This window comes from Pseudarthrobacter sp. SL88, from assembly GCF_026672455.1.
GTDB lineage: Bacteria > Actinomycetota > Actinomycetes > Actinomycetales > Micrococcaceae > Arthrobacter.
In genome coordinates this window covers 150167-177083 of the sequence record NZ_JAPPRD010000001.1, presented here as the reverse complement: position 1 = coordinate 177083, position 26917 = coordinate 150167, and the positions used below count along the sequence as shown (strand labels likewise).

The 26917-nt window shown below is 67.6% G+C and carries 21 protein-coding genes; 10 read left to right on the top strand and 11 right to left on the bottom strand.

Annotated elements, in window-relative coordinates; all coding sequences use genetic code 11:
* Nucleotides 1-112: 112 nt before the first annotated feature.
* The 5 genes from OVA06_RS00730 to OVA06_RS00710 form a co-directional block, all read right to left on the bottom strand.
* On the bottom strand, nt 113-2794 hold the full coding sequence (locus tag OVA06_RS00730) for a LuxR C-terminal-related transcriptional regulator (protein WP_268155575.1): 2682 nt from the start codon (nt 2792-2794) through the stop codon (nt 113-115).
* The gene (locus OVA06_RS00725; RefSeq protein WP_268155573.1) at nt 2791-5520 is read right to left on the bottom strand and encodes a helix-turn-helix transcriptional regulator; all 2730 of its coding nucleotides are present in this window, start codon (nt 5518-5520) and stop codon (nt 2791-2793) included. Before OVA06_RS00725 ends, OVA06_RS00730 begins: the two co-directional genes overlap by 4 nt.
* A gap of 273 nt (nt 5521-5793) precedes the next feature.
* Nucleotides 5794-7698: a DUF2264 domain-containing protein gene (locus OVA06_RS00720; protein WP_268155571.1), complete on the bottom strand. Its 1905-nt coding sequence runs from the start codon at nt 7696-7698 to the stop codon at nt 5794-5796.
* The gene (locus tag OVA06_RS00715; RefSeq protein ID WP_261619507.1) at nt 7695-8858 is read right to left on the bottom strand and encodes a LacI family DNA-binding transcriptional regulator; all 1164 of its coding nucleotides are present in this window, start codon (nt 8856-8858) and stop codon (nt 7695-7697) included. The genes OVA06_RS00720 and OVA06_RS00715 overlap by 4 nt, the downstream gene beginning before the upstream one ends.
* Nucleotides 8855-10864: a heparinase II/III family protein gene (locus OVA06_RS00710; RefSeq protein WP_268155568.1), complete on the bottom strand. Its 2010-nt coding sequence runs from the start codon at nt 10862-10864 to the stop codon at nt 8855-8857. Before OVA06_RS00710 ends, OVA06_RS00715 begins: the two co-directional genes overlap by 4 nt.
* Before the next feature lie 152 nt (nt 10865-11016).
* Here OVA06_RS00710 and OVA06_RS00705 point away from each other — a divergent pair, with 152 nt between their 5' ends.
* The 6 genes from OVA06_RS00705 to OVA06_RS00680 are packed head-to-tail and all read left to right on the top strand — an operon-like array spanning nt 11017 to nt 17757.
* Complete coding sequence (locus OVA06_RS00705; RefSeq protein ID WP_268155566.1) at nt 11017-12030, top strand: hydroxyacid dehydrogenase; 1014 nt, start codon at nt 11017-11019, stop codon at nt 12028-12030.
* A 52-nt stretch (nt 12031-12082) separates the two neighbouring features.
* A complete protein-coding gene (locus OVA06_RS00700) occupies nt 12083-13363 on the top strand; it encodes an ABC transporter substrate-binding protein (RefSeq protein WP_056081221.1) in 1281 nt (426 codons plus the stop codon).
* Between the two features lie 9 nt (nt 13364-13372).
* Nucleotides 13373-14302: a carbohydrate ABC transporter permease gene (locus tag OVA06_RS00695; protein WP_056081225.1), complete on the top strand. Its 930-nt coding sequence runs from the start codon at nt 13373-13375 to the stop codon at nt 14300-14302.
* Nucleotides 14302-15237 (top strand): carbohydrate ABC transporter permease, encoded by a 936-nt coding sequence (locus OVA06_RS00690; protein ID WP_156368406.1) that lies wholly within the window; start codon nt 14302-14304, stop codon nt 15235-15237. The genes OVA06_RS00695 and OVA06_RS00690 overlap by 1 nt, the downstream gene beginning before the upstream one ends.
* Nucleotides 15234-15983, top strand: coding sequence for a DUF624 domain-containing protein (locus tag OVA06_RS00685; RefSeq protein ID WP_056081228.1), 750 nt, complete (start codon nt 15234-15236; stop codon nt 15981-15983). The genes OVA06_RS00690 and OVA06_RS00685 overlap by 4 nt, the downstream gene beginning before the upstream one ends.
* A gap of 13 nt (nt 15984-15996) precedes the next feature.
* Nucleotides 15997-17757: a glycoside hydrolase family 35 protein gene (locus OVA06_RS00680; protein WP_056081703.1), complete on the top strand. Its 1761-nt coding sequence runs from the start codon at nt 15997-15999 to the stop codon at nt 17755-17757.
* A gap of 126 nt (nt 17758-17883) precedes the next feature.
* Here the strand turns inward: OVA06_RS00680 and OVA06_RS00675 are convergent, their stop codons facing one another.
* Both OVA06_RS00675 and OVA06_RS00670 read right to left on the bottom strand, forming a co-directional pair.
* Complete coding sequence (locus tag OVA06_RS00675) at nt 17884-18375, bottom strand: hypothetical protein (RefSeq protein ID WP_082497413.1); 492 nt, start codon at nt 18373-18375, stop codon at nt 17884-17886.
* On the bottom strand, nt 18362-20347 hold the full coding sequence (locus OVA06_RS00670) for a primary-amine oxidase (RefSeq protein ID WP_268155560.1): 1986 nt from the start codon (nt 20345-20347) through the stop codon (nt 18362-18364). Before OVA06_RS00670 ends, OVA06_RS00675 begins: the two co-directional genes overlap by 14 nt.
* A gap of 123 nt (nt 20348-20470) precedes the next feature.
* Between OVA06_RS00670 and OVA06_RS00665 the strand changes: the two genes are divergently transcribed.
* Both OVA06_RS00665 and OVA06_RS00660 read left to right on the top strand, forming a co-directional pair.
* Nucleotides 20471-21061, top strand: coding sequence for a TetR/AcrR family transcriptional regulator (locus tag OVA06_RS00665; protein ID WP_056081236.1), 591 nt, complete (start codon nt 20471-20473; stop codon nt 21059-21061).
* 203 nt (nt 21062-21264) lie between these two features.
* Nucleotides 21265-21441, top strand: coding sequence for a CsbD family protein (locus OVA06_RS00660; RefSeq protein ID WP_045730732.1), 177 nt, complete (start codon nt 21265-21267; stop codon nt 21439-21441).
* Nucleotides 21442-21531: 90 nt separating this feature from the next.
* On the opposite strand, the gene OVA06_RS00655 is transcribed toward OVA06_RS00660, so the two are convergent.
* Both OVA06_RS00655 and OVA06_RS00650 read right to left on the bottom strand, forming a co-directional pair.
* Nucleotides 21532-21672 carry a DUF1345 domain-containing protein gene (locus OVA06_RS00655; RefSeq protein ID WP_268155555.1) on the bottom strand — a complete coding sequence of 47 codons (141 nt, stop codon included), beginning with the start codon at nt 21670-21672 and terminating at the stop codon, nt 21532-21534.
* A 79-nt stretch (nt 21673-21751) separates the two neighbouring features.
* Nucleotides 21752-21937, bottom strand: a complete 186-nt coding sequence (locus OVA06_RS00650; RefSeq protein ID WP_268155553.1) for a DUF1345 domain-containing protein — start codon at nt 21935-21937, stop codon at nt 21752-21754.
* A 213-nt stretch (nt 21938-22150) separates the two neighbouring features.
* On the opposite strand from OVA06_RS00650, the gene OVA06_RS00645 reads away from it, so the two are divergent.
* The gene (locus OVA06_RS00645; RefSeq protein ID WP_268155551.1) at nt 22151-23116 is read left to right on the top strand and encodes a helix-turn-helix domain-containing protein; all 966 of its coding nucleotides are present in this window, start codon (nt 22151-22153) and stop codon (nt 23114-23116) included.
* A gap of 88 nt (nt 23117-23204) precedes the next feature.
* Here the strand turns inward: OVA06_RS00645 and gdhA are convergent, their stop codons facing one another.
* Nucleotides 23205-24542: an NADP-specific glutamate dehydrogenase gene (gene gdhA, locus OVA06_RS00640; protein ID WP_056081241.1), complete on the bottom strand. Its 1338-nt coding sequence runs from the start codon at nt 24540-24542 to the stop codon at nt 23205-23207.
* Nucleotides 24543-24746: 204 nt separating this feature from the next.
* Between gdhA and OVA06_RS00635 the strand changes: the two genes are divergently transcribed.
* A complete protein-coding gene (locus tag OVA06_RS00635) occupies nt 24747-25385 on the top strand; it encodes an AmiS/UreI family transporter (RefSeq protein WP_268155549.1) in 639 nt (212 codons plus the stop codon).
* On the opposite strand, the gene OVA06_RS00630 is transcribed toward OVA06_RS00635, so the two are convergent.
* Complete coding sequence (locus tag OVA06_RS00630) at nt 25378-26868, bottom strand: APC family permease (RefSeq protein ID WP_268155547.1); 1491 nt, start codon at nt 26866-26868, stop codon at nt 25378-25380. The two genes, OVA06_RS00635 and OVA06_RS00630, sit on opposite strands and share 8 nt — an antisense overlap.
* Nucleotides 26869-26917: the final 49 nt, after the last annotated feature.

Below are 26917 nucleotides of genomic sequence, written 5' to 3'. Positions count from 1 at the left end.
ACCACTCGCATTGGTACTCGGAGGGGCACGCGCCCTTGGATTGCCCGGGATTCCGCGGAGGCAACACCGAAAACCATCGCCGCAGCAGGCGCTGGTTAACGAAGAAGGATGGTTAGACTGTCTGCTCGCCGCCGTGATCGCCGCTGATCAGCTTTTCGCGGTCGCTGATTCCGAGCTTGGCGAACATCCGGTACAGGTGGCCTTCCACCGTCCGGAGGGAGAGCCCGAGGCTGAGCGCGATGTCCCTGTTGCTCGAACCCGTCTGCACCAGGGCCACGATCTCCTGTTCGCGACGCGTCAGCTTTGTAAGGTCCGGCATGCCCTGCCTTGTGGCCGCCGGCGCCTTGCCCAGGGCCGCGGTGCGCCGTTTGAGGAGCCGCTGCGCTTCAAGCTGGCGGGACTTGTCCCCCCGGCTTTCGAGGATCCTGAGCGCGTGGCCCGCGTAGTCCGCTGCTGCGAGGTCCAGGCCCTCCCTGGCGGCGGATTCACTCAGGGCGATGAGCCCGGCGGCATCCTTGGTGTCCAGGGCCTGGCTGTAGCTGACGGCGAACTCGGCTGTGCGGCCTTCGCTGGTCTCAGCCAACGACTTCAGGCGGCGCACCACGGAGAGGTCCCCCGCCCGCAGGACCAGGACGAGGATATCGATTTCCGGCCCCACCGCCCCGTTGGCTGCCGCGGTATCCGCGAGCGACATCAGCCGGGACAACGTGGGGCGCAGCCCGACCTGCTGGACTTTGGCCATGGCGGCGTGGGCACGGCCCAACAGGGATGATTCCATCCCGTCCCTGGTCAGCGCCTCATGCTCCAGCGTGTAGGAGGAAGCGACCTCCCGGAATTTCAGCAGGGATGCAGCGTAGGCGGCGGCAGCGACGGCGTCGGGCAGATCGCTTTGCAGGTCCGACACCCGAAGCATGCTCACAGCCTGGCGAAGGCACGGCAGCGCCGCCCCGAGGTTGCCGCGGCGCAGGTCCACGCTGCCAGCGCTGAAATGCAGCGCGCCGCCGTCGTAGATCAGCGAGTTGGGCGCCAGGGACACATGGTCCCGGAGGTACTCCTCCAGGACAGCGAACTCGCCGGCGTGCAGCAGGGCCAGGATGTAGCGGCGCATGAAGAAACCTGTGTGTTGCAGACCCCAGTGGCCTGCAGCATCGAGGATGTCCTTGACGTCGGCCAGGACCTGGATCGCCGATAGGGGTTTGCCGGTGACGGCCATGGACTCAGCCAGCAGGGTTCCTGCGAGCAGCCGCGTTTCCCCGTCCCCGCTCCGTTGCCAGATCTGCCGCAGCTCTCGCTCCGTTTCCACGTGGCGGCCCTCCGCCTGCATTCCCTCCAGGACCAGCAGTCGGTTCCCCAGGCGTCCCAGTTCGAGCTCCTGGGCGTCGATTCCCCTGGCGGATTCGGCGATCCGGGCCAGGGCGGCCTCCCATTCGTACGCCGCCTGCTTTACCGCGTTGGGTCCGGCCCCCTGGCGCCTGGCGAGTTGCGCCGCAAGCATGGACACCTGCCGCAGGGTGGCTGGATCGTTGGTCCTCTCAACGATTCCGCCTATTTCCCATGCCGTTCCCCGGATATCCCCGCGGTACCACTTGGCGCGGGCGACCTCCACGCGGGCTGCGAGCTTGAGTGCCGGGTCTTTGATGGCACCCGCTACGCGTTCGACGTAGCTGGGGATGAAGAGCCGGTTGGCCAGCTGCGCGGCCTCCAGGATTTCGCTGTCCGGAATCCTGGCACCGGCCTCGAGCCCCCAGGATACGTAACGGAGCAGGCCGTCCATGGTCTGCGGGCGGCTTTCGAGGAGCTGCAGGATGCGCTGGCGGATCCGCAGGCTGCGGGCGGCCGGCACAATCTGCCGGAGTACTTCGCCCACCAGCGGCTGGGCCAGCCGGACATGCTGCCCGGCATCGGAATCGATGGTGATCAGCCGCATCTCCTGCAATTCGTCCACGGCGTAGTGGTCGCTCGCCTGCCGCAGCACGTCCAGGGGCAGGGGTTCGGCCAGGGCGACGGTGTCCAGGGCTTCACGCTGCAGGTGGTCCAGGTGGACGATCTGGTTCCGGACCAGGTCCAGGAGCCGCAGGCTGCTGCCGCGCAGCTCAGAGGTCAGCATCCAGGCTCCGTTCCGGCTGACCAGCTGGCCGGTGGACCTGGCATTGCCAATGAGTTCAAGCAGGAACATCGGGTTGCCACCGGATGCCCTTCGGAGCACTGCGCCCGCACTGGGCACCACGGGTGCGCCCAGCACCTGGGCGCACAGCTGGTCGACGTCCTGTCCGTTCAGGGGCTGCAGGTCGAAGCGGTCCAGCAATCCTTCGGACCACATCGAAAAGATTTCGCCGGGCGGCGCCGGATGGGGGCGGCAGATGAAGACCACCTTGGCCACTTCGGCTGCTGTGAGCTGGGCCAGGACGGCGACGCTGCCCTCGTCGAGGTGCTGGGCGTCCTCCACCACCAGGACGGCAGGCACCGATTCCCGTTCCCTGGCTGGATTCAGGGCGGCGGTCACCGCCTTCAGCACGGACAGCGGCTCGGTGATCTGGCCAGGCGTCAGCGAGGTGATCAACGGTGCCAGCGCGGCGAACGGGACCCCGGCCAGCGTGGCCCCGGCGAACACCCGGAAGGGCCGCACGCGGTGGCCCAGTTCCTGGATCACCGCGTTGACCAGAGCAGTCTTGCCAAGCCCGGCATCACCCAGCAGGAGGACGCCGGGCCCGTTGCGGTCCAGCAGGCAATCCGCAACAGCGGCCAGGATGCCCGAGCGCCCGACGAGCGTTTCGTTTGCCAGTACCTCGGTCATTGCTGGTTCCCCTCAGCGAGGCCCAGGGCAAACGGCAGCTCCGAGCGTTCCACGATTTTCAATTTTCCGTAGATCTGGTAGAGGTGTCCCTCCACCGTCCGTACCGACAGGTGCAGCCTGGCGGCTATGGCCTTGTTGCTCTGGCCCCTGGCCGCGAGGGTGGCGATCTCCAACTCCCGCGCGGTGATGCGGTCCTCCTGCTGGGCGGCGTCCTCCGGGGCGCGCATCCGGTGCCGGCAGGTTTCCGCGATGCGCCGGGCCTGCAGGAGCAGGGCGCGGTCCTCCAAAGCGTGTGCACGGCGGATTACCGCCTCCGCAACGTCGAAGGCGAACCGGTCGTGCTGCAGGTCCTGGGCGAGCTGGGCCACGGCCACCTGCTGGGCCACGTCATGGGCGAGCACTGCATTCGCGTAGGCTGCGCACAATCCGGCGAAGTCGCCGTCGCACCTCAACGCTGTCTCAAGCAGCCGGGGAGCCGCGGCCGTCCGTCCCAGCCGGACGGCCGTACTCAGGGCGATCACCTCAAGGCCGTAATTACCGGCGGCATGCTCGTCATCTGCCAGCCGCATCAGTGCGTCGATGGCAGCTTGGGGCCTGTCGGGGCTGTCCGCGGCGAGGATGGTGAAAAACGCCGTGATGAACTCCAACGGCCGTCCGGGCCGCGCAGGCCCGGGCCGTTTGCCGGCAGGGCACTTCCCGGCTTGCTCCGGCTCGCCCTGCAGGGCTGAGGCGTAAGCCGCCGCCCTGGTGGCAGCGCCGAGGAGGCCCTCGTCGTCCCGCACGCGCAGCTGCCCGATCAGCGGAACCAGGGCTTCCAGGCCCTCGTGTGCCCTGCCCTGAAAACACCGCAAGACAGCCAGGGCCAAGTCGAAGCACGCGGGGAGCGGCTGGCCTGCGGGCAGCGGCGAGTCCCAGTGCGGCTGCTGCATGGAGGCCGCGTCTTCCCAGCAGCCCGCCAGCAGGAGCGCGAAACGCAACCGGCCCGCGGCCGCCCATGCCGCTGCAGCGGACACCATGGGGTTCCGGCTGTCGGCGAGCAGCTGGCCGGCAAGATCAGCTGCTTCAGATTGGCGCCCGGTCAGCGCCCAGGCCTCGCACAGCAAGCTCCCGGCCGTGAAGCGGAAGTCCGGTCCGTGGGTTTCGAAGTCCTGAAGGGCACCTTCCAGCTGGGCGGCGGCCTCGCCATAGCGGCCCAGGAGCCCCGCACTCCGGGCCTCGGCGAGCACCAGCTCTTGGTGGAGGAACCGCACGGTTTCACCGCCCGAACCGTCACCGCTCCCCCGGGGCGAGCGTCCGGCCAGGTCTGCCTTCAGCAGTTCCCCGTCCATTGCCTTCCGGGCATGCCGGAGATGTTCCACTGCCTGGTCCATGGTCTCCGGATCGGACTGCAGCACCGCGGCCTCCGCCAGCTGGAACCGCACGTTTTCTTCGGGGGGCAGCGGACCCGGACCATCGCCGCCCGCACTTTCCCCGATTTTGTCGCGATATTGCCGGAGGACGTTTCGCGCTTCGCTGACAGCCCCGAGCGCCGCCAGTGCGGACGACTCCTCAGCGACCGCCGTTGCACTGAGGTAATGACCCGGAATGGAACGGACCAGACGAAGCGCCAGCGGATGGTCAGCCCGGGTATTGGCGATTCGGGCCGCCCGCAGGGCATCTCTTTCGGAGAGCGGAACACCACATTCCAGGGCCCACCCGGCGAGGGCCGCGGTGAGGGCAGGATGCATCAGCGCAGGGTCCACTGCTTCGCAGAACCGCCGCCGGAGATCGCTGCTGCGGCCGGTGGGGATGTTGGCGCGGATGACATCGCGCAGCAGCTGGTTCTGCACGCCGACCATCCTCGGCAGCGAATGGTCCACCACCAGGATTCCGCGCCTCTCAAGCGAGTCGACATCGTCAGGCAGCGCGATGGCCAGCAGCGCCTCCAGCGGCACGGTCCCGGCCAGGGACACGATCTCCACGGCCATGCGTTCTCCAGGCCCCAGCTTGCCCAGCCGGGTTACCACCAGGTCGGTAATGGCGGGCCCATGGGGCCTGTCCGTGGCAGTCAGGACCCACACTCCGTCGCGCACCGCGAGGGAGCCCGACTCAACCAACTCCCCGGCAAGCATTTTCAGGTAGTGCGGGTTCCCGCCGCTCGCGGTCCAGAATTCGTGGGCTGCGGATGCTGAAATCCGGCCGCCGAGGCTTGCTTCAAGCCAGGTGACGGCCTCGGGCAGGGGCAGCGGCCCGAGCTCGATCCGTGCCAGATATCCGTCCGTGCAGAGCCGGGAGAGTTCGCTGCCCAGCCGCTGCGGATCGGAGCAGGTCAGGATCAGGCCGGCCGTTCCGTTGCGGGCAAGTTGGGAAATGACCACTCCGGCGAGCTCGTCCACGTCCGCCGCGTTCTCAATCACCAGGTACACCGGTTTGCCCTCGGCCCGTTCGGCAAGCAGGGTGGTTAAGGCAGACAAAACGAGCGCCGGGTGGGACAGGAACTGGGAATCCAGGTCCCGCAGCAATACGTTCAGCGCGCCGTACGGGCTTGCGGTGAGGCCGGCACTGGCACGGAGCACCACAATGTAGGCGTCATCACGGATTTCCTTGGTCAGGAGGCTGGTGAGGTAGCTTTTGCCGCTCCCTGAGGCTCCTGTGATGAGTACCCCGGCGCGGGCATCGTCCAGGGCGCGGACGAGGTCCTCTCCGGTGGTCCTGCCGCCAATCTGCGGCCAGGTCCTTGAGCTCACCCCGCGGCCCCCTCTGCTGGTAGACGTCGTGATGCCCGGCCGTCCGGCACCCCAGTGAGGCGGGCATCGGTGAACGGACTTCGGGGGCCCTGACGCACCAACTGCCACCGTGACCGGGTCCCCGCCAGTCAAGTAGTGACAGCCCCAATTAATCAGTTGGACACCTGGCAGGCACCAGTAGCGGGTACTCGTCTTAACTACCTAACGGACTACTGTGCTACTCGTGAGTACTCGACAACGCGGAGAGGTTGTTGAAGGGGGTACCAGTGGTTCCTACGCGGGATTGAGCTGCGCGAACACCGAATCAACGTCGATCGTGGCACCGTCCGCGAAGGCGAACCGGCCGTTGGCTACGAAGCGCGCCCCGCACGCTTCGGCGAAGGGGCCTGGTCCTGAGAGCACGACGACGGCGGCATAGTCCCCGTCGGCCACCGCACCGGTGGTGCCAATCCAGGGGATGGCCAGGTGCTCCCCCACCGGGTGCGGCGCCTCGCGGTGCCAGGTGCCGGCGTCGTCAAGGACCCCGCCCCACTCAACGGGCAAGACCTCACTGGCCAGGCCGGCCGCGGTATCAGCCGGCCAGCCGCCAATCCGCAACCGGGCGCGGCTGCGAGCCGCGTTGCGGACACGCACCAGCCGCAGCTCCACGGCGCCGCGTGTCACAGATGCCACCAACACCTCCGGCCCCGGCGTGGCAGTTCCCGCAGCGCCGCTGCCGTGGTCCGGGCCGCCGTCGGGATCAACATCGATCCAGTGCGCGGTGAAGCGCGAGGCCCCCACCTGCACCCCGTCCTGCCTGAAATGGCCAAGGAACTCGAATCCGGTCCGGTGCGTCAGCCGGCCATCCGCATCGGCGAAGGCGACGGCGTTGTCCACTGATTCCGCGGCAAGGTCCGGGAAGGTGGCGGTGGAGTAGCCCAGCCGTGCGTAGAGCGGGGAATCGGCTACCCGGACGCCGGCGTTGGCATGGTCGGTGCCGTGGTTGCGGATCCGCACCACACCGTCCGAGGCGGTTCCGTCCACCTGCCAGCCCGGAGCCGCGATGAACCGCTGGGTGTCACCGGATTCCACCGGCAGCGGCTCCTCGACGGCCGTCCACACCGGATGGTCGGCGGGCAGGGCGAGGCCCATCATTCCCTTGGCGGCCCAGTAGGGGGACCCCGCTCCGGAATAGGACTGTTTCATGCCCGGGAACTCGGAGTGGAAGCCGATGGTCAGCAGCCCGTCGGCGTTATGGGCGCCCCGGTCCAGGAAGTACTTCAGGATGCCGGAGGCCGCCCGCCGGGTCACACCGGGCGTCAACCGGGTGTGACCCGCGAACTGTCCCGCCCAAAACGGCGCTGCCGCCGCGAAACGGTAAATCAGGCTGCGGCCCTGGACCAGCGGGGCGCCGTCAGCCCCCACCAGGTGGACGGCGTCGTCCAGGAAATCGGCCAGCCGTTCGCCGTCGAGTGCAGCACGGGCCTTCACTCGGGGGTCCTCCGGCGCCATCAGCTGCAGCAGCTGGGGATAGACCTGGAACGCCCAGCCCACGTAGTGGTCGTAGGCGCGCTCCTGGCCGTCCGCAAACCAACCGTGGCCGCGGTACAGGGAATCGTGGATGGCCAGCCCGGCGTCGATGTCCGCATCGGAGTATCGTCCGCCCACGCCCGCAAGGAACTTTTCGACGACGATCTGGAACCACACCCAGTTGATGGGCGGGTACGCCTGGCCGATCACGGTCTCAAACCAGGCCACCAGCTGTTCCTTGACGCGCTGCGGCAGCCGGTCCCACAGGACGCCCCGGGTCAGTGCCAGACCCACGGCCAGCGATGCTGCCTCCACCTTGGCCTGGTCCAGTTCGCCCGGGGTGGGCCAGCGGTCAGGGTTCGCGGGGTTGGTTCCGGCGTCGAGGCCCTTTGCGTACCAGTCGGCCAGCCACGCGGTGCCCTCCGGATCACCTGCGATCCGGAACGAGGCCAGCAGGAAGGTCCGGGCAAAGGCCTCCAGCGAATCGCTTTTCCGGCCGTAGGCGCTGGTGGCTCCCGGCAGGTACAGGTTGGCGTGGTCTTCCGTGGCATGGCGGTGCGCTGACCGCAGCAGGTAGTCGGCGTACGCGCACCAGTGGCCCCGGGTGAGGCCGGTATACGGCGAGATACGGAAGTCCAGCGGGGGCATGGCCAGGGGCGCGGCGCTCACAGGGAGTCCTGCAGTACGCCGGCAGCCGGAACCCGTGGAGCCCCGATGGAGGATTCACGCAGGATCAGGTCCGGGTTCAGCTCGATCCGGTGCACTGGACGCATCCTGCCTTCGGCCAGCCGGGCGGCCATAAGCTGGACCGCCACCTTGCCCACGTACTGTTTGGGCGGCCGCACGGCGGAGATGGCGGGCTCGGCCAGGTAGGCCACCTCGTCGTCGTATCCCACGATCGCGATGTCCCCCGGAACGGTGAGCCCGCGGTCCACGCAGTGCTGCACGAATGCCACCGCCTGGGTGTCCGAATGCACCAGCATTGCCGTGGTGCCGGTCTTGGTGCACAGTTCCAGCACTTGGTCGAAGTGGCTGGCCCGGCCACCGTTGCCGTGCTTGGCGGGGTCCTGCCTGGCGGAGTCCTCGTGGACAGAGTCCTCCACCGGAATCTTCAGTGCGGCCAGGGCCTGCTGCCAGCCCCGGACCACGTGCGGGCTGGTGGGGCTGGACGAATCGGTCAGGCAGCCGATCCGCCGGTGGCCTTCCTGCCACAGGTGCCGCACGGCCATGCCGGCACCAAACGCGTGGTCCGTGGCCACCCATTCGAGGCGGTGCGCGGGAATCTCGGCCGGCGCACGCCGTTCGGCGAGCACCACCGGGATGGGCAGGGCGTTCAGCCAGCGGAGCAGTTCATGCCCGTGGTGGCCGCCCATGTCCGGCGCCACGATCAGGCCGTCGATGTTCTGGGTGTCCAGCAGGGCCTGCACCTGCCTGCGGTTGTCCGCGGCGTCGTACGCGGACCCGCGCACCATGATCCGCAGGTTCTGCTCTTCCGCCTCGGCCCGCGCCCCGCTGATGACCTGCGGCCAGTAGTAGTCCAGCGACGGCACCACCATGCCGATGGAGTAGCTGTGCTGGGCGGCCCGGCCCGCTGCCGAGCGGTCCAGCGGGCTGGGCAGCGTGGCGCCGCCATGCACGCGGGACACCAGGCCCTCATCCGCGAGGATGTTCACGTCGCGGCGGATGGTCAGTTCGCTGACGCCAAGCTTCGCCGCGATATCGCGGACGGTGATGGCACCGTGCGCCCGCAGGTCCTCCATGAGCCGTTCCCGTCGCTGCAGCGAAAACAACGACTTCCCGGTGGGTTCGGTCGGTTGCTCAGGGCTCATGGTGTTGCCTCCACAGTGAGGGTGAATGCGCCGGCGGCGCGGAAAACAGAGCATGGTGCAGTTGCGGCCGGCGTGCGGAAACGCAGCCTGGTCAGCCGTGGTCCCCACACGTCGGCGAGGAGCGGATCGTCCAGCAGCCATTCGTCCACAAGGACGACGACGGCTGCCGGGTCCCAGCGCAAAGCAGCTCCCCGAGGGGTCCGGGCTGCTGTGCCAACCGCCCGGATGCCGTCCGGGCGCACGGTCGCCGTCCCTTCCGGTCCGAGGCTCAGGGTTCCCGCCGTGAGGAAGGTGATGTCGACGTCGGCCGTTCCGCCGGTGGCCGGCGCGGGAAGGTCCCAGCGGTCGGCGATGGTGATGCGGCCGGGGGCCCGGTGCAGTTCCGCCGTCCGGATCCAGGCCCGGGGTTCGAAACCGTACGCCGCTCCCAGGGCCAGCTCCAGCTGCGGCCGCTCCTGGGTAGGGGCGCTGAGGACGCCGGCCGCGAACTCCCTGCCGGTCCCCTGTTCAAGGCCAAACGGGGACGGGACGCTGTGCCAGTTGCTCTGCATCGCGCGGATGCCGTAGCGGTCCGGGCCGAACGTCTGGGCGGTGTAGGTGGGCTGCCCGGCGTCAACCAGCAGGGGAACCCCGTCCACGGCAACCACTGCCGAGCCGACATCGCGGTGGTTGTGGTGCTCGCCGTTGTGGCCACCCTTCGCGGCCAGGAGCAGTCCATCCGCCGTTCCCCCGGTTTCCCGGGCCACCATGATCTGGACCGATGGCAGGTACGTGGCGGCCACGAGCGGAGGAAGGGCCGGATTGGCGGTGGAAGCCGGTTCCGGGAGTTCGAGCAGCGCGTGCAGGACACGGCCGAGCCCCGCGGCGGGATCCGGCGCCCCGGTGGCCATGGCGGCGGCGTGGGCGGCCGCCTCCGGATCGCCCAGCCGAACTGCCCAGCGGTGCAGCATGTCCCACGGGAGGGCAGCCGCAGCGCGCGCCGGACCGTCTGCCACATTGAGGAACCATGCGCCGCCGATGTGCATGCGGTGCGGGAAGGCGACCAGTTCGCGGACCACCGGAAGGCCGCCGTCGAGCACGCCGCCCGTGGCCTGTTCCAGCAGGGCCAGCCCCTCCAGCGCCCGCCCTGCGCCGTTCCACCAGTAGGCAAAGCCCTCGTCAATGGCACCGTCGGCCGGGATGGATGCGAGGAAACGGTCCAGCCCCTCGATGCAGCGGGCCACCGCCTGCGCCTGGGTGGCGGGGTCATCCACCAGGAACAGCGCCGCCGCAATCAGGTTGGAGTGGATCCAGGGATTCCAGTTGTGGACGTCCCCGTCCAGGCCAAGCCAGTGCCAGTCCAGCCGGTCGAGGAAAGGCCGGATGACGCGTTGGGTGACCTCCCCGCGGATGCGCCGCCGCAGCCCCGGCGCCCGGTCATCGAGCTGCCTGCCCAGGACATGGTCCAGCCATGCCAGCTGCGCGGCCACCTCCCCGGCGCCGAGGTCCAGGTACGGTGTAGCCAGGTCCGGAACAACGCAGCCCGTGCGGCGGAAGACGTCGTCGTGCGCTGCCCAGCTCCACGAGCTCTGTTCGCAGAGCAGGAACGCGCCGTCGATGACCTCGTCGAGCCACGCTTCCGCATCGCTTCCGTACGCGCCCTGGCGGCCGGGATCACTGGCCAGGGCCATGACGACGGCGCGGGTCAGCCGCTGCTGGCGGGCGGCCACCAGTCCCTCGTAGGTTGTCCGGTTTCCGTCCCGGAAGTACCGGGCGTAGTGGGACACCAGGGGCTGGGGCCACGGCGTTCCCCGTTCCTCCAGTGCCTGCCCGAGCGCAGGCCCGGGCAAGTTCAACCCCGCGGCAGGCCAGGCTTTACTGCCCGCTGCGGGGATACTGATGCGCTCAGCCGCGCCGGCCAACAGGCGGAGGAGCGACGGCTGGGAGGCGTGGGGTCCCCAGGCTGCGGCCAGTGGCGCTGCGGATGCCGGCAGCGTGGTGTGGGGACCGGAAGGGGACGTCATCATCAGCTCACTTGTTCGAATACGATCGTTTTAGATCGATGTTGAATAACTTGGTTGTTCTGTCTTGTTCATGAGTATCTACTGATTGTTAGATGTGATGCAAGACATGAAGTGCGGTTGTGAACGCAAACGAACATGAGAGAAGGGAGGCCCGGATGTCGCCAAAACCCAAGGCCCTGCTGGTCATGAACCGCGGAACCTTTGCTGACCAGTTCGATTCCACCCGGTTGGACCGGTTGGCGGAGCTGGTGGATCTGGGCGGGCAGCCGTGGACCGATTCGCTGGAGGATCCGGCGGTGGCGGCCCGGCTCGCGGACGTTGAGGTCCTGCTGACCAGTTGGGGCGTGCCGCGGCTTGATGCTGCGGCGCTCGAGCGGATGCCGAACCTGCGGGCGGTGTTCCATTGCGCCGGTACGGTGCGCAGTTTCGTCACGCCTGAGTTGTGGGATCGGGGCATCCTGGTGACCAACGGCGCTGATGCGAACGCCATTCCGGTGGCCGAGTTTACGTTCGCGTCCATCGTGCTGGCCGGGAAGAAGGCGCAGGTGCTGGCCAACGATGCCCGCACCTGGCGTGAGGACTGGTCCTACGCCACCGAGCGCGGTGAGGTGGGCAACATCGGCCGCGTGATCGGGGTGGTGGGGTTCTCCCGCATCGGCCGCCGCGTGGTCCGCCTGGTCCAGCAGCTTCAGGACGTCACCTGCCTGGTCCACGATCCGCATGCCGATCCTGCCGCCGTGGCCGCCGCCGGCGGCCGGCTGGTGGACCTGGCCGAACTGCTGCGGGAGTCCGACGTCGTAAGCATCCACGCCCCGGCGCTGCCAGAAACCCGGCACATGATCGGGGCTGCGGAACTGCGGGCCATGAAGGACCACGCCACCCTGATCAACACGGCCCGCGGCTCGCTGGTGGACACCCGGGCCCTGGAGGCTGAGTGCGCCACCGGACGGATCCACGCACTCCTGGACGTCACCGAACCCGAGCCGCTGCCGAGGGATTCTGTCCTCTATGACCTGCCCAATGTGGTGCTCACGCCCCACATCGCCGGGTCGCTGGGCACCGAAACCCGGCGGATGTCCGACGCCGCCCTGAATGACCTCGAACGGTACCTCACCGGAGAACAGCTCGTAGCCCAGGTGGTCTCCGAAGACCTCTCCCTGAGCGCCTGAACCAACCCCGGCCGCGGATGCGGCAGACCAAAAACCCAGTAAGGAGCACGCAATGAAGCGCACCACCCTCGCCGCCATCGCACTGGCAGTAACCGCAGGCCTGGGCCTGTCCGGTTGTGCCGGCGCCGCCGGACCGGCCGAACCCCAAGGCCAGGAAGGCAAGACCCGCCTGACCGTTTCGGTATGGAACTACGAAGGCACCCCGGAGTTCAAAGCCCTCTTCGACAGCTACGAAGCAGCCAACCCGGACATCGACATCGAGCCCGTGGACATCCTCGCCGATGACTACCCGCAGAAGGTCACCACCATGCTGGCCGGTGGAGACACCACCGACGTCCTCACCATGAAGAACGTCATCGACTACGCCCGTTACGCCAACAACGGCCAGCTGCAGGAAATCAACGGCGTGGTGGACACCGTTGGCAAGGACAACCTCGCGGGCCTGGACGCCTTCGACATCGGCGGCAAGTACTACGCCGCCCCCTACCGGCAGGACTTCTGGCTCCTCTACTACAACAAGGACCTGCTCAAGGCCGCAGGCGTGGAGAACCCCGCTGACCTGACCTGGGACGAGTACACCGCACTGGCCAAGAAGCTCACCACCGAGGCCGGCGGCAAGAAGGTCTACGGTACCTACCACCACATCTGGCGCTCCGTGGTGCAGGCCATCGCGGCCGCCCAGGATGACGCTGACCAGAACAGCGGCGACTACGGCTTCTTCGAGGACCAGTACAACACTGCCCTGGACCTGCAGAAGAGCGGTGCCACCCTGGACTTCGGCACCGCAAAGAGCCAGAAGACCAGCTACCGCACCATGTTCGAGACCGGCCAGGCAGCCATGATGCCCATGGGTACCTGGTACATCGCCGGCATCCTGCAGGCCAAGAAGGACGGCAAGTCCACGGTGGACTGGGGCCTGGCTCCGATGCCGCAGAAGAACGACGACGGCAAGGTCACCACTTTCGGTTCGCCCACCGCGTTCGCCGTCAACAAGAACGCCGCGCACTCGGACGCAGCCAAGAAGTTCATCGAGTGGGCCGCCGGTGAGGAGGGCGCCAAGGCCATCTCGAAGATCGGCGTTGTGCCGGCCCTGCAGAACGACGCCATCACCGCCGAGTACTTCAAGCTTGCCGGCATGCCCACGGACGAGCTGTCCAAGAAGGCCTTCACCCCGGACAAGGTTGCCCTGGAAATGCCGGTCAGTGACAAGTCTGCCGCCACGGACAAGGTCCTCAACCAGGAGCACGATCTGATCATGGTGGGTGAGCGCTCGGTGTCCGACGGGGTTGCCGAGATGGGCAAGCGCGTCAAAAGCGAAGTCCTGGGCCAGTAACAGGCAGCCATGAGCACTGAAACTATTCCTTCGACGGTTGCCCCGGCTGTCCACAGCCGGGGCAACCGGAAGCAGGCCCGGCGCAACACCCTGATTGGCTGGACGTTTATCCTGCCGAATTTCCTGGGGTTCCTGGCCTTCACCCTCATCCCGGTCCTGGCCGCGTTCGCGCTGTCCTTCATGGAGTGGACCTCCTTCACCGCTCCGAAGTGGGTGGGACTGGCCAACTTCCAGCGAATGTTCGCGTCTGACTCCTTCTGGATCGCGTTGCGCAACACAGTGGTCTACGCCATCGGCCATGTCCCCCTCACCATGGCCCTGGCCCTGCTCCTGGCGATGCTCCTGAACCGCAAACTCAAAGGCATCGGCTTCTTCCGCGTCGCCATCTTCTTCCCGTACATCACCTCACTGGTAGCAGTGGCCGTGGTCTGGAACATGCTCTTCAGCCCCGACAACGGCCCCATCAACCAGTTCCTCACCACCATCGGCATCGCCAACCCGCCGGGCTGGACCTCCAGCTCCGACTGGGCCCTGCCCGCGGTCATCATCACCAGCGTCTGGCGCGACATGGGCTACTACATGGTCCTCTACCTCGCCGGCCTCCAGGCCATCCCCGCCGAACTCTACGAAGCCGCCGAAGTCGACGGCGCCTCCGCCTGGCAACGCTTCTGGAATGTCACTATCCCCTCCCTGCGCCCCACCACGTTCTTCGTCGTCGTCATGCTGACCGTCTCCAGCTTCAAAGTCTTCGACCTCATCGTCGTCATGACCAACGGCGGCCCCGGCCGCTCCACCACCGTGCTGTCCCAGCTCATCTACCAGGAAGGCATCGGCGAAGGAAAATTCGGCTACTCCTCGGCCATCTCCCTCGTGCTGTTCCTCATCGTGCTGACCGTCACCGTGCTCCAATTCAAGATCCAACAGCGGAGGGAACGCTGATGACCAACATGGCCGAAGACCTCAAGGCCGAGTCCCGGCTCCTGGGAACCGGGCTTCCCCCGAACAGCGCGGAAGAGGACCGCCGAACCGAACGCCGCCGCTCTCCTCGCGAGCAGAAAAAACGCACCACCGACCTCGTCATCTACGCCGCCCTCGTGGTCCTCGTGGCGGCGTTGATGGTGCCGTTCATCTGGATGGTCTCCTCCTCACTGAAGGAAAACAACCAGGTCCTCACCGTCCCCATCCAATGGATCCCCACCGAGTTCGTGTGGAGCAACTACACCGACATCTGGACCCGCATCCCCATGATGGGCTACCTCCAGAACTCCCTCTACCTCGCCGTGATCATCACCTGCCTGCAGGTCCTCACCGGTTCCCTGGCCGCCTACGGCTTCTCCAAGGTCCGCTTCCCCGGCCGCGACGTACTGTTCCTGGCCTACATCGGCACCATCGCCGTGCCCTGGCAGGCTTACATGGTCCCGCAGTACATCATGATGCAGAACCTTGGCCTCACCAACAGCTTCAACGCCCTCATCCTGCTCCAGGCCTTCGGCGCGTTCGGCGTGTTCCTCATGCGCCAGTACTACATGACCATCCCGGACGAACTCTGCGAAGCCGCCCGCATCGACGGCCTCAGCGAATACGGCATCTGGGCCCGCGTCATCCTCCCCCTGTCCAAACCCGCACTTGCCAGCCTTGCCCTGCTGACGTTCGTGAACACCTGGAACGACTACATGGGCCCGTTCATCTACCTCACCTCCAACCGGCTCTGGACCGTCCAACTCGGCCTGCGCTCCTTCGTGGGCCAGTTCGACGCCGAATACGCCATGATCATGACCGGCTCCGTGATCTCGGTGATCCCCATCCTCGCGATCTTCCTCATCGGCCAGCGCTACTTCATCCAGGGCATCGCCACGAGCGGCATGAAAGGATGACCACCGTGGCACAGCACCCCACCCGGCACTCACCGAACACAGGCCAACACCCCCGGCAACGCGGCCTGGCCGGGCGTATCCCCAGCCCCGGCTTCGAGGCCTTCGGGAACATCTTCGGCTTCATCTACACCTTCCTCGCCGGAAACGTACTGATGGCCCTCGCGAACGCACCGCTGGTGCTGTGCCTGGCCCTGGTGGCAGACCCCGCCGCCGCGTGGCCCTTCTTCCTCGCCCTCACCATCACCATCCCGCCCTCCCTCGCCGGACTCTTCACCACCTTCAAGGCCCTGCACGACGACGGCGCCGCGGTAAAACCCGTCGCCGCCTACCTCCGCGGTTACCGCCGCAGCTTCCGAAAGACCGCCCCGCTCGGGCTCGCAGCCGTCGCCATCCTGCTGTTCCTCGGCGTGGACCTGGTGATCGTCCAGTCGATGCCGGCGGCGGCCCTGCTGGTCCCCGTGATCCTCGTGGCTGCCGCCGCAACGGTGACCGTGACCGTGATGGCGATCGCCGGCGTCGTACTCCTGCCCGGAACAGGCCTCAAGAACCTGCTCAAGGCAGCCCTCTACCTCACCGTCCAACGCTGGTACCTCAGCCTCGCCGCGCTGGTGCTGCTCGGCATCATCGCCTCCGCTGCCGTCCTCCAGCCCGTCCTCGGCATTGCCCTGGCGCCCGCACCACTGCTCTTTGTCATCTGGAGCAACACCTCCTACGCCTACACCGCCGCCCTCCGCACCGCCAACTGATTTGGGATCCACCGTGCATACCTTTTCCATCGGCAGCCGCGACTTCCTCCTGGACGGAGAACCGTTCCGCATCCTCTCCGGCGCCATCCACTACTTCCGCGTCCACCCGGACCTGTGGGCGGACCGGATCCGCAAGGCGCGCCTCATGGGCCTGAACACCATCGAGACGTACGTGCCATGGAACGAGCACTCCCCCACGCCCGGCAGCTTCCGGACCGGCGGCGGCCTAGACCTTGGCCGCTTCCTGGACCTGGTGGCAGCCGAGGGCATGCAGGCGATCGTCCGGCCCGGGCCGTATATCTGCGCGGAGTGGGATAACGGCGGCCTGCCGGCGTGGCTGTTCACCGAGCCGGGCATTGGCGTGCGCAGCAGCGAGCCCGGCTACCTGGCGGCCGTGGACGGGTTCATGGACCAGTTGCTGCCCATCGTGGTGGAGCGCCAGGTCACCCGCGGCGGTCCGGTGATCCTGTTCCAGATCGAAAACGAATACGGCGCGTACGGCTCGGACAAGGCCTACCTGCAGCACCTCGTGGATACGGCCAAGCGCGGCGGCGTCGAGGTTCCCCTGTTCACCTGCGACCAGCCGTTCGGGACCATGATCGAGGACGGCTCGCTGCCCGGACTGCACAAGACCGGCACGTTCGGTTCGCGCGCGGATGAGCGGCTGGCTTTCCTGCGGGAGCGGCAGCCGGACGGGCCGCTGATGTGCGCGGAGTTCTGGAACGGCTGGTTCGACAACTGGGGCACCCACCACCACACCACCGATGCCGCCGCCTCGGCTGCGGAACTGGACGCCCTGCTGGCCGCCGGTGCGTCGGTGAACATCTACATGTTCCACGGCGGCACCAACTTTGGCTTCACCAACGGTGCCAACGACAAAGGCATCTACGAACCCACCATCACCTCCTACGACTACGACGCGCCGCTCACCGAGGACGGCCACCCCACGGAGAAGTACTTCGCGTTCCGGGACGTCATCGCCAAGCACTTCCCGGTTCCCGCGGAGGTGCCGGAGCGCCGGGCCGCTGTTCCGGCGTCGGCCGTGCCGGTAACGTCGAGTGCCCCGCTCCTGGACGTCGCCGCGGCCTTCCCCGCCGTGGCCGTCCCCGGTTCCGTGCCGCCGAGTGAAACCACCGGCCAGTACCGCGGCTTCTTCCTCTACGAAAGGTGGCTGGACGACGGCGGCGTCCTCACCTTCAGCGAAATCCGCGACCGCGCGCAGTTCTTCCTGAACGGCTTTCCCCTCGGGACGCTAAGCCGGGAGCTCGGCGAGCGCTCCATCGTCCTCCCTCGCGGCGGCGTACTGCAGGTCCTCGTGGAGGACCAGGGCCGGGTCAACTACGGGCCGCGGATCGGGGAGGCGAAGGGCCTGACCGGTCCGGCACTGCTGGACGGTGTGGAAGTGCGGGACTGGAGCGTCCGGCCGGTGGACTTGTCTTCGCTGGCGGCGTTCCGTGCCGCTGCAGTGGAACTTCCCGCCGAACAGCCCGGCGAGACCGGAGTTGCTGGCCCCGCTGTCTCCTTTGCCACCTTCGAGGCCGAGGGTCCGGGCGACAGGTTCCTCCGCTTGGACGGCTGGACCAAGGGCAACGCCTTTATCAACGGCTTCAACCTGGGCCGCTACTGGAGCCGCGGGCCGCAGCGCACCCTGTACGTGCCCGGCCCGCTGATCCGCGAGGGCGCCAATGAGCTCGCCGTCCTGGAACTGCAGGGCAGCACCACCCGGGAGGTCCGCTTCGTGGCCGCCCCGGACCTGGGGCCGGACGAGAAGTAGTTCGCGGGACCTGCCCGCGTCACGCGCAGCATCCTTTCGGCGGGCACCCGACGACGGACGCCCGGTTTTGCGCGGAGTACCGGGCCCGGGAAGGCCAAAAGCGTGCCCTGCGTGACGCCGGGCGGCTCAGCCAGGCCGGCGTGCAGTACGGAGCCGCGCCACCAGCGTTGTGGCGAGCAGCGCGGTGGTGAGTTCGAGGGCGATGACCAGCAGCAGCTGCAGGCTGTCCTCCGCCGCGGGCAGGGAAACGGCGGACGACGCCGGCCCTCCCCCGTGGGCGTGCACCGCGCCGGCCGTGCCCAGCAGCAGGGCAGCGTGCACGGCCACCATCGCCACGGCGGACGCCGCCACCTGGTGCAGGGGCCCCACCCGGCTGTGCCGCCAGATGTGCACGGTGCAGGGAAGGCAGGCAGCTGCGAGGGCAAGCATAAGGAAACCCAGCCAGGGTCCGTGGTGCCCCGGGACAGCCAGCCACAGGTGCGCAGCGCAGGACACTGCGGTGACCACCGCGCAGAGGCGCCGGTGCAGGACGGGACCCTGGGCGCGGACCCGTCCGCCCGGCGTCGTCCGCGTGGCTGCGCCGCCCGGCGCGGCGGGGGCCAGGCTAGTGGCACCCACCGCTGCCGCCCCCGCTGTGGCAGAAGGACGCCTGCTGGTTCGGGTTCGCGGGAACGTCCAGGACGGGGCTCCTGTCGAAGAAGCCCTCGGGGCGGAGCTTGAACCCCACGGTATCCACGGGCATGATGGGCCAGTCCTCCACCCGCGGGAAGTGGGTCAGGCCGAAGGTATGCCACACCACGATGTCCTGGCCGTCGATATCCCGGTCCTGCGCCACGTACCCGGGCAAGCCTGCTCCGCCGCCGTGCTGGTTCACGAAATCCCCGGTGGGGTACCGCTCCTCGTCCGCGTAGCGGGTGACCCACAGGTCCTTGGTGGCGAACGCCGCACGGCGGGCAATGGAGGAGTCCGGATCGGCCAGCAGCGTGGGCTGGTTCTGCGAGTGGAGCTTGTAGCCGACCGGCTCGCCCAGCCGGTTGCGGGATTCGGGGTTGGAGATGATCCAGGTGCGGCCGGCCCGTGCATCGGCTTCCCGGACGCCGTCGGACTCCCGGGTGAGCACCGTGCGCTTCCGGGAGAAGGCGTTGCCGCGTTCATTCCCCTCGCCCATGGCCTGCCGGATGACGTCTTCTTCCTCCACCCTGTTGGTGAATCCGTCGATGGCCATGTCCAGCCTGGCGCTGAAGAGATGCTGGTGGAACGGCGCGCCCAGGCCGGGGGCAAGCTGGGAAATGTTGTCCGAGCCGCCCTCCGGAAACGCCGACGTGAAGACGACGCCGGTGGCCTTGGCTTCGAACTCGATGGTGCCGTCCAGGTAGAGGTACCAGTAGAAGCCGTAATCGTAGTTGCCGATGGTGGTGAAGAAGGAGATCACCAGGCGGCGGTTGCGGCGGGTGTAGGTGATCCCGCTCCAGAGGTCGGAGTGCTTGGCGAGGATGCTCCAGTCCTCCTCGTGCATGCAGATGCCGTTGCGGATTTCCCGGGGGTTGCCGAACGCATCGCTGATGGCCGGGCTCAGGTAGGTGATCTCGCCCAGGCAGTCGCAGCCCAGTTCCAGTGAGTTGGCGTACTGGCCCACCAGGTACTCACCGGTGTCGAAGTAGTTCTGCCAGGACCGGATGGGGGACGGGTCGCCGTACGGCACCACCATCTCGGCGATGGAGCCCCGGTTGATGATGGGCCGCTTCCGGTCACCGTCCTGGAAGGCCAGGTTGTGCAGGACCACGCCTTCGCGGGAATCGAACCCCACATCCAGGCTCCATTTTTCCCATTCCACGTGGTTGCCGCCTGTGACGGTGAAGCTGGGCCCCTCCGGCTGGGTGATGCTGATGGGCTTCTGGGTTTCGCGGATGGGGCCGGTCAGTTCGGGGTCGGTGTAGTTGCCGTGTTCGGCCGGGACGGGAACGGCACCGAGGTCGATCACCCGGGTGACCTCCTGGCTGACCACGTCCACGTACGCCACCAGCCCGTCCACCGGGTGGGCCCAGGCGCTGTCCTCCGGGAACTCCTGGACGAACGCCAGCCCGCGCAGGATGCGCCGGCCCTTTTCCTCCGGGTACTCGAAGACGCCGGCGGAGAGTGGTGCCACCCGGACCTTCCTGACGTCCAGGTTTCGGTCCGCCAGGGCTTGCAGCCAGCGTCCGTCGGTGGCAAGCAGCGACTCCACCACCTCGAACTCCTCTTCGAGGACCGGCAGTTCGCCGGTCACCGCGGTGTCGAGTTCGACGGCGGTTTCCACCGTCCGCTGCGTCACGGAGACCACGACGTCGCGCGGCGCAGCGCCGGAGACATCGTGGATGAAGGTACGGAACCGGCGGTTCACTGTGCCGGCGTCACCGCGTGGGTCCGCGCCACGCGGGTCCGTGCCGCGCGCCGGATCCAGCAGCCCCAGGTAGGCGATGCGGTGCTGTGGGCCAAAGAGCCCGTTGGCCTGGAGGATGGAACGGACTTCAAGGATCTCCGCTGCCGTGACCGGCCCATAGGCAGATGCAGAGGCCGATGCCGTGGTGGTTTCAGTGGGGGTGAGAGTCATGGGAAACCTTTGATCGGGCCGTCGCCGGCCGCCGATGGTTTATTTTCTATAGTTGTAGAGAATAAACGTCCGTAACATGGCCCACAAGAGTCCGAGCCAAAAAATTTCCGGGAGTGGGCCGCGGTGCCGAAGATTGTTGACCACGACGAGCGGCGCCTGGAGTTGGTGGATGCCACCTGGCGGATCATCGCCAGGCAGGGCATGGAAGGCGCCACCATGCGGGAAATCGCACTGGAGGCCGGCTTCGCGAACGGAGCCCTGAAACCCTATTTCCCCACCAAGGACACACTCCTGGAGTTCGCCTTCGGGCACGTGTTCAACCGGACCAACCGTCGCATTGCGGAAGTCACCGGGGGCAGGTCCGGCCTCGACGCCCTCCAGGCTTTCTGCCTCGAGGTCCTCCCGCTGGACGAGGAACGTGTCAACGAGGCCCGCATCGTGATCCCGTTCTGGCAGAAGGCGGTCACCGATTCCGGGAAGGCGGAAATCCACCGGCAGTCCATGGAGGAATGGGTGGAGACCATCCGGCGCTACCTCGCGGAGGCGCGTAAGAGCGGCGACGTGCGTGCCGCCGTCGACGATTCCCTCCTGGCCCGCCAGCTCCTGAACATGCTGCTCGGCGCCCAGATCGAGGCCGCACTCGCCCCGCCGGACCGCATGGAGTTCGGCCACGCCGCGCAGCTGGAAGGCTATCTGGCCCTGCTGCGCTGCTGAACCGCGCCACAGCCGCCCCCGGCAGCGCCGGAAAACGCAGCCAGACAGTGCCGCAGCCGGGACACCGCAAGGGCCCCTACCCTAATCCTGTGAGTTTGCCTTAAACCCGCCGGGAATGGGACGCAGGAAACTAAAAGCATGCTTAGTATTGAGGGTCAGGTTCCGGGACTTCCCGGGGCGGGTACGAACGCAAGGAGCATCTCATGGGTTTGGACGACAAGATTGACAACGCCGCGGAAAAGCTTGGCGGCAAGGGCAAGGAAGCTGCAGGCCACGCTTCAGGCGATGAAAGCCTGAAGGCCGAGGGCAAGACCGATCAGGCCAAAGCTGACCTGAAGCAGGCCGGCGAAAAGGTCAAGGACGCCTTCAAGAAGGATTAGTCCCAGGCCGGCTCCCGGTATAGCAATGGGTGCAGCCCCCTCAGGGGGACTGCACCCATTCGCATGTCCGGGGCATGCACCTGGCTCCGCCTAGCGGACGAGGCCCGAGACCAGGTTGATGGTGGTGGCCAGCACGATGGTTCCCAGGAGGTAGGACAGCAGTGCCTGCCGAAGGACCGTACCGCGGATCGCCCGCGTTTTGAGGCTCGTGACCGAAACCTGGAAGGTCATGCCCACCGTGAAGGCCCGGTACGCAAAATCCCTGTAGCGGGGATTCCTCCCCGCTGAAATCGATCCCGCCCCGGTCCCGTTAGAAGATCGAGGCGTACCGCAGGGTGAAGAGGGTGTGCGCCAGGAACCAGGACAGGGCGATGCTGCCGAGGGCCACGATGGCATCTTTGGCGGAGCCCTCCGCCGTGGACGCATCGACGAGGATGAGGCCCACGCCGGCGAAGCTTGCCACGGTTGCGGTAAGGACCAGCGCGTCGGAGAACACCCGGCCCGGGTCTTCGCGCCGCGCATGGGCGGCGGTGGCCTCCGGCCCAAGCCGCGCTCAGGGGACGGACGACGACGGCACGCGGCAAAGTGCCGCCGTCGCCTTTTTTCGCCAAGTGTTGAAAAAAAATTCCAGGGACCCTAACCTGTTGTCACTGTGTTCCACGACACAGTCCCGGGGGAACGTCCGAGTGACCACTCGTCAGGAGCAGCCATGCCAGCACCCGTCCGGGCTACGGTCCCCGCAAGCCAGGCCCTCACCGCCAGCATTGCCTCATCGTTCGACCACTGGAAGCATCTGGTGGCCGAGTCCTTCGTGCCGTTGGCGGCGGAGACGGCAGACGTTGAGGGTTTCCGCGGACAGCTGCGTTCCAGGGTCCTGGACCGGATGTCCATCGTGGAGGTCACGGCCACATCCCACGAAGTCCACCGCACGCCGGCGCTCATTGCCCGGGCCCACGAGCGGTACTTCAAACTGAATCTGCAGCTCGAAGGCACCGGCCTGCTGATCCAGGACAACCGGGAGGCGGTCCTCCGCCCCGGCGACCTCGCCATTTACGACACCAACCGGCCCTACACCCTGGCCTTCGAGGACACCACACGGATCCTGGTGGTGATGTTCCCGTGCGACGCCCTCGCCCTGCCCACGGATTACGTGGGGCAGCTGGCGGCAGTGCGGATGGCCGGCGATGGCGGCCTCAGCGGCATCGTGGGGCAGTTCATCCGGCAGCTGTCAGGGAACCTGGACGTCCTCAACGGGCCCAGCGGCTCGAGGCTGGCGGCGAACGCCCTGGACCTGGTGTCCACCATGCTGCACGCCGAGATGGACATCTCCCCGGACCGGATGAGGCCGCAGGCAATGCTGGCGGTGGCGGTGCGGGAGTACATTGACGCGAACCTGTCGGACCCCCTGCTCTCGCCGGCCAGCATCGCCGCGGCGCATTTCATTTCCACCCGGCACCTGCACAACGTATTCCACGAGTCCGGCACCACGGTGGCCAGCTGGATCCGGACGCAGCGGCTCGAAGGCGCCCGCCGCGACCTCCGGGACCCGCTGCACGCCGGGCTGCCGGTCGGCGCCGTGGCCGCCCGGTGGGGTTTCCTGGACGCGGCACACTTCAGCCGCACGTTCCGGGATGCGTTTGGCGTGCCGCCGTCGGACTGGCGCCGCGGCAGTTAGAAGCAGCAGCCGGGGACGGACGCCGGGTGCAGCGGCCGGGTGCGGCATCACGGAGCGGCGCCCCGGTGCAGCCCTGGTGCAGCCCCGGTCAGATCAGGCCCTGGGCCAGCATGGCATCGGCCACTTTAACGAAGCCGCCGATGTTGGCGCCCAGCACATAGTTGCCCGGCTGGCCATACTCGTCGGCGGTGGACGCGCAGCGGTGGTGGATGCCCACCATGATCTCCGTCAGCCGTTCCTCGGTGTGCTCGAAGGACCACGAATCCCGGCTGGCGTTTTGCTGCATTTCCAAAGCCGAGGTGGCCACCCCGCCCGCGTTGGCAGCCTTGCCGGGGCCAAACAGCAGCCCGGCGTCCTGGAACACCGCAACGGCGTCGCGGGTGGAGGGCATGTTGGCGCCTTCGCCGACCGCCAGGAGGCCGCCGCGCACCAGGCGGGCGGCAGCATCGCCGTCGAGCTCGTTCTGCGTGGCGCAGGGCAGCGCCACCGTGGCGTCGACGTCCCACACGGAGCCGCCGTCCACATAGGTGACACCGCCGCGGCGTTCCGCATAGTCCTTCAGGCGGCCGCGCTCCACTTCCTTCACCTCGCGAAGAAGTGCGACGTCGATGCCCGCCTCGTCCACCACGTAGCCGGACGAATCGGAGCAGGCCACCACTGTGGCACCCAGCGATTGCGCCTTGGCGATCGCGTTGATGGCCACATTGCCGGAACCGGAAACCACCACGCGCTGGCCGTCGAAGGAGGATCCGCGGGTCTTCAGCATCTCCTGCGTGAAGATGACCGTACCGAACCCGGTAGCTTCGGGGCGGACAAGCGAGCCGCCCCAGGAGATGCCCTTGCCGGTGAGGACGCCGGACTCGTAGCGGTTGGTGATGCGCTTGTACTGGCCGAAAAGGTAGCCGATTTCGCGGCCGCCCACGCCGATGTCGCCGGCCGGGACGTCGGTGTATTCGCCGATGTGGCGGTAAAGCTCGGTCATGAACGACTGGCAGAAGCGCATGACCTCGGCGTCGCTGCGGCCCCGGGGATCGAAGTCGGAGCCGCCCTTACCGCCGCCGATGGGCATGCCGGTGAGGGCGTTCTTGAAGATCTGTTCAAAACCCAGGAACTTGACGATGCCCAGGTACACCGAGGGGTGGAACCGCAGGCCGCCCTTGTACGGCCCCAGCGCTGAGTTGAATTCCACCCGGAAGCCGCGGTTGATCTGGACGCGTCCGGCGTCGTCGGTCCACGGGACGCGGAAGATGATCTGCCGCTCGGGCTCGCACAGCCGTTCCAGGATGGCGGCTTCAAGGAACTCGGGGTGCCTGTCATGAACGGGCCCCAGGCTTTCGAAGACTTCCACCACAGCCTGGTGGAATTCCGCTTCGCCGGGGTTCCTGGCCAGGACGGTGTCCCTGATGGCCTCGAGCCGAGCATCCATGATGTTTTCCTTACCGTGGCCGGACGCGGGACGGCACACCGGAGGCGGCGCTGTCCCAAGAGGTTTACGTTTCAACCTAACCGATTGCGACTGCCGCCCGCCAAACGAAACCCACCTTCTCAGCTAATCTCCGTATTGTGACAACGAAATTCCATTCAGCGATATCTAATGCCGGTCGTCACCGCGGCTCACAGGCGGCCTGACATGGCGCACCTGTGCCTCCTGCTCTCCGGCGCCGTCCTGCTGGTCAACGGCCTGGCCACCCTGAAACGGCTGCCGTGGCGGGATGCCGCCATCCTGAACCTGGTGGTGGGGTCCCTCCAGCTGCTGCTCGGCCTCATGTCCCTGGCGGGTGGCGCGGCGCCGCTGCTGACGGTGGCCGGCATGTTCCTGTTCGGACTGACCTACGTCTACGTGGGGCTGGACGCCCTGCTGCACCTGGGATCGAAGGGGCTGGGCTGGTTCTGCGGCATGGTGGCCGGACTGGGGCTGCTCCTGGCCGCGGCCTGGCTCGGCACCGATCCCCTGCTCGCGGTCCTGTGGCTGGCCTGGGCCGGGCTATGGGGCTCCCTGTTCGGTTCCCTGGCACTGGGCCGGAGGCGGATGGACCCGTTTATCGGGTGGTCCCTGGTGCTGGCCAGCCCCGTTACCGCCACCGTTCCGGCCTTCCTGGGGCTGGCCGGCACCTGGCCGTCCGGCTCGGAGGCTGCATGGGTGGCAGCTGTCGCCGTGGCAGGGCTGTTCTGCGCCGCGCACCTGCTGGCCCGGCGCGAGACGCTAGCTGCGCACCGGGCCAATCCGCTGCCGCCGGGTCCTGCGGCCGGCCGGGCAACACTCAGCTGAGCCGCGGGTCCGGCTCTGCCGTTCCGCGCCCGGCACCGTCAAGGTGGCGCTGCACCCTGGCTTCCACCAGCACCCCCGCCACGAAGACCACGGGGACGGCCGCCAGCAGGGCCGCGGCTGTCTCCCCACTGCCGCCGATCAGGGCGGTGAAGTTGCTGACCACCAGGTAGAGGACCCACGCGAGCAGGACGGAGGCGAGCGCAGGGGCGATCAGCGTCTGCCACAGCCCGGCTCCGGCGGATTCGCGGCGGAAGAAGCCGACGACGGCCACGGAGCACAGCATGTACAGCACCAGCAGCGCCGCCACGGCCAGCCCGCTGAACCAGGAGAACAGGGTGAGGACGGGGTCCAGGGCGAGTGCCGCGAACGGCATTACCAGGACGACGGCGGCGGCAGTCTGGATCCAGGCGGCGACAGCGGGTGCACGGTGCCGGTTGGTCCGGGCCACCCGGGCGGGCATGGAACCGCGGAGCGCCAACGAGTGCAGGTAGCGGTTGATGCCGTTGTGGAAGGCGATGGTCCCGGCCAGCAGCGACGTCACCAGCAGGATGCCCGTGACGGTCCCCGCCCACGGACCGAAGAGTTCCACCATCGGGCCGAGCACGAAGGAGGTGGCATCTCCCGATTCCAGGGCTGCCCCGGCGGCGTCCATCACCCTGGAGGGCCCGTAGTAGCTGACCAGCATCCAGGAGATGAAGGAAAAGAACACCGAAATGACACCCACGGAAAGGTAGGTGGCCCGTGCCACTGTGCGGTGCGGGTCCTTGGCTTCCGCCGAGTAGATGGCAGTGGATTCGAACCCGAACATGGACGCCACAGCAAACATGATGGCCACCCCGGGGGCGCCGGCCCCGATGGCCTGGGGCGAGAAGGATGCCGCAACGCTGATGCCCTCCGGGCCGCCGCCGTAGAAGAGCACGGTGAAGCCGAACAGCAGCAGCACCGCCACTTCGAGGCCTACCAGCAGGGCCAGGATGCGGGCGCCGAGTTCGATATTCAGGGACCCGAGCACCTGGACGCCGGCCATGGTGGCCAGTGCCAGCAGCCACCACGGAACGTCAAGGCCCGCGGAGGCGAGGAGCCCCGAGAAGGCCGCACCGTACAGCCCGTACATGGCCGCCTGGATGGTGTTGTAGGCCAGCAGGGCCAGCCAGGCCGCACCCGCACCGGTTCTCCGGCCGAACGCGGCCGTCACATAGGCATAGAAGGCGCCGTTGGCCTGGATCCTGCGGCTCATGGCTACGAAGCCCACCGCGAAGATGACAATCACGACGCCGACAATCAGGTAGGCGCCCGGGGCGCCGGCGCCGTTGCCGAGGGCTGCCGCGAGCGGTGAGGCGCCCACGATGCCGGTCAGCGGCGCCTGGGCAGACAGGACAAAGAAGAGAATGCCCATCACTCCGACGCTTCCGGCGCGGAGGGCGGTGGAATGCTCCCTGGCCGGAGCGTCAGTGGTCCGGGGTTCGGAATTCGAAATACTCATAAGGGTCCTTCTCACGGTCATGAGCGGGGAAGTTGTTGAGGAATCCAGC

Bases quoted from the DNA above. Each gene is read 5' to 3' on its own strand.
- OVA06_RS00670 (WP_268155560.1), bottom strand. From the start codon at position 20,347: ATGACTCTCACCCCCACTGAAACCACCACGGCATCGGCCTCTGCATCT.
- OVA06_RS00705 (WP_268155566.1), top strand. From the start codon at position 11,017: ATGTCGCCAAAACCCAAGGCCCTGCTGGTCATGAACCGCGGAACCTTT.
- OVA06_RS00645 (WP_268155551.1), top strand. From the start codon at position 22,151: ATGCCAGCACCCGTCCGGGCTACGGTCCCCGCAAGCCAGGCCCTCACC.
- OVA06_RS00655 (WP_268155555.1), bottom strand. From the start codon at position 21,672: ATGACCTTCCAGGTTTCGGTCACGAGCCTCAAAACGCGGGCGATCCGC.
- OVA06_RS00635 (WP_268155549.1), top strand. From the start codon at position 24,747: ATGGCGCACCTGTGCCTCCTGCTCTCCGGCGCCGTCCTGCTGGTCAAC.
- OVA06_RS00695 (WP_056081225.1), top strand. From the start codon at position 13,373: ATGAGCACTGAAACTATTCCTTCGACGGTTGCCCCGGCTGTCCACAGC.
- OVA06_RS00730 (WP_268155575.1), bottom strand. From the start codon at position 2,794: ATGACCGAGGTACTGGCAAACGAAACGCTCGTCGGGCGCTCGGGCATC.
- OVA06_RS00685 (WP_056081228.1), top strand. From the start codon at position 15,234: ATGACCACCGTGGCACAGCACCCCACCCGGCACTCACCGAACACAGGC.
- OVA06_RS00630 (WP_268155547.1), bottom strand. From the start codon at position 26,868: ATGAGTATTTCGAATTCCGAACCCCGGACCACTGACGCTCCGGCCAGG.
- OVA06_RS00660 (WP_045730732.1), top strand. From the start codon at position 21,265: ATGGGTTTGGACGACAAGATTGACAACGCCGCGGAAAAGCTTGGCGGC.
- OVA06_RS00690 (WP_156368406.1), top strand. From the start codon at position 14,302: ATGACCAACATGGCCGAAGACCTCAAGGCCGAGTCCCGGCTCCTGGGA.
- gdhA (WP_056081241.1), bottom strand. From the start codon at position 24,542: ATGGATGCTCGGCTCGAGGCCATCAGGGACACCGTCCTGGCCAGGAAC.
- OVA06_RS00715 (WP_261619507.1), bottom strand. From the start codon at position 8,858: ATGAGCCCTGAGCAACCGACCGAACCCACCGGGAAGTCGTTGTTTTCG.
- OVA06_RS00700 (WP_056081221.1), top strand. From the start codon at position 12,083: ATGAAGCGCACCACCCTCGCCGCCATCGCACTGGCAGTAACCGCAGGC.
- OVA06_RS00710 (WP_268155568.1), bottom strand. From the start codon at position 10,864: ATGATGACGTCCCCTTCCGGTCCCCACACCACGCTGCCGGCATCCGCA.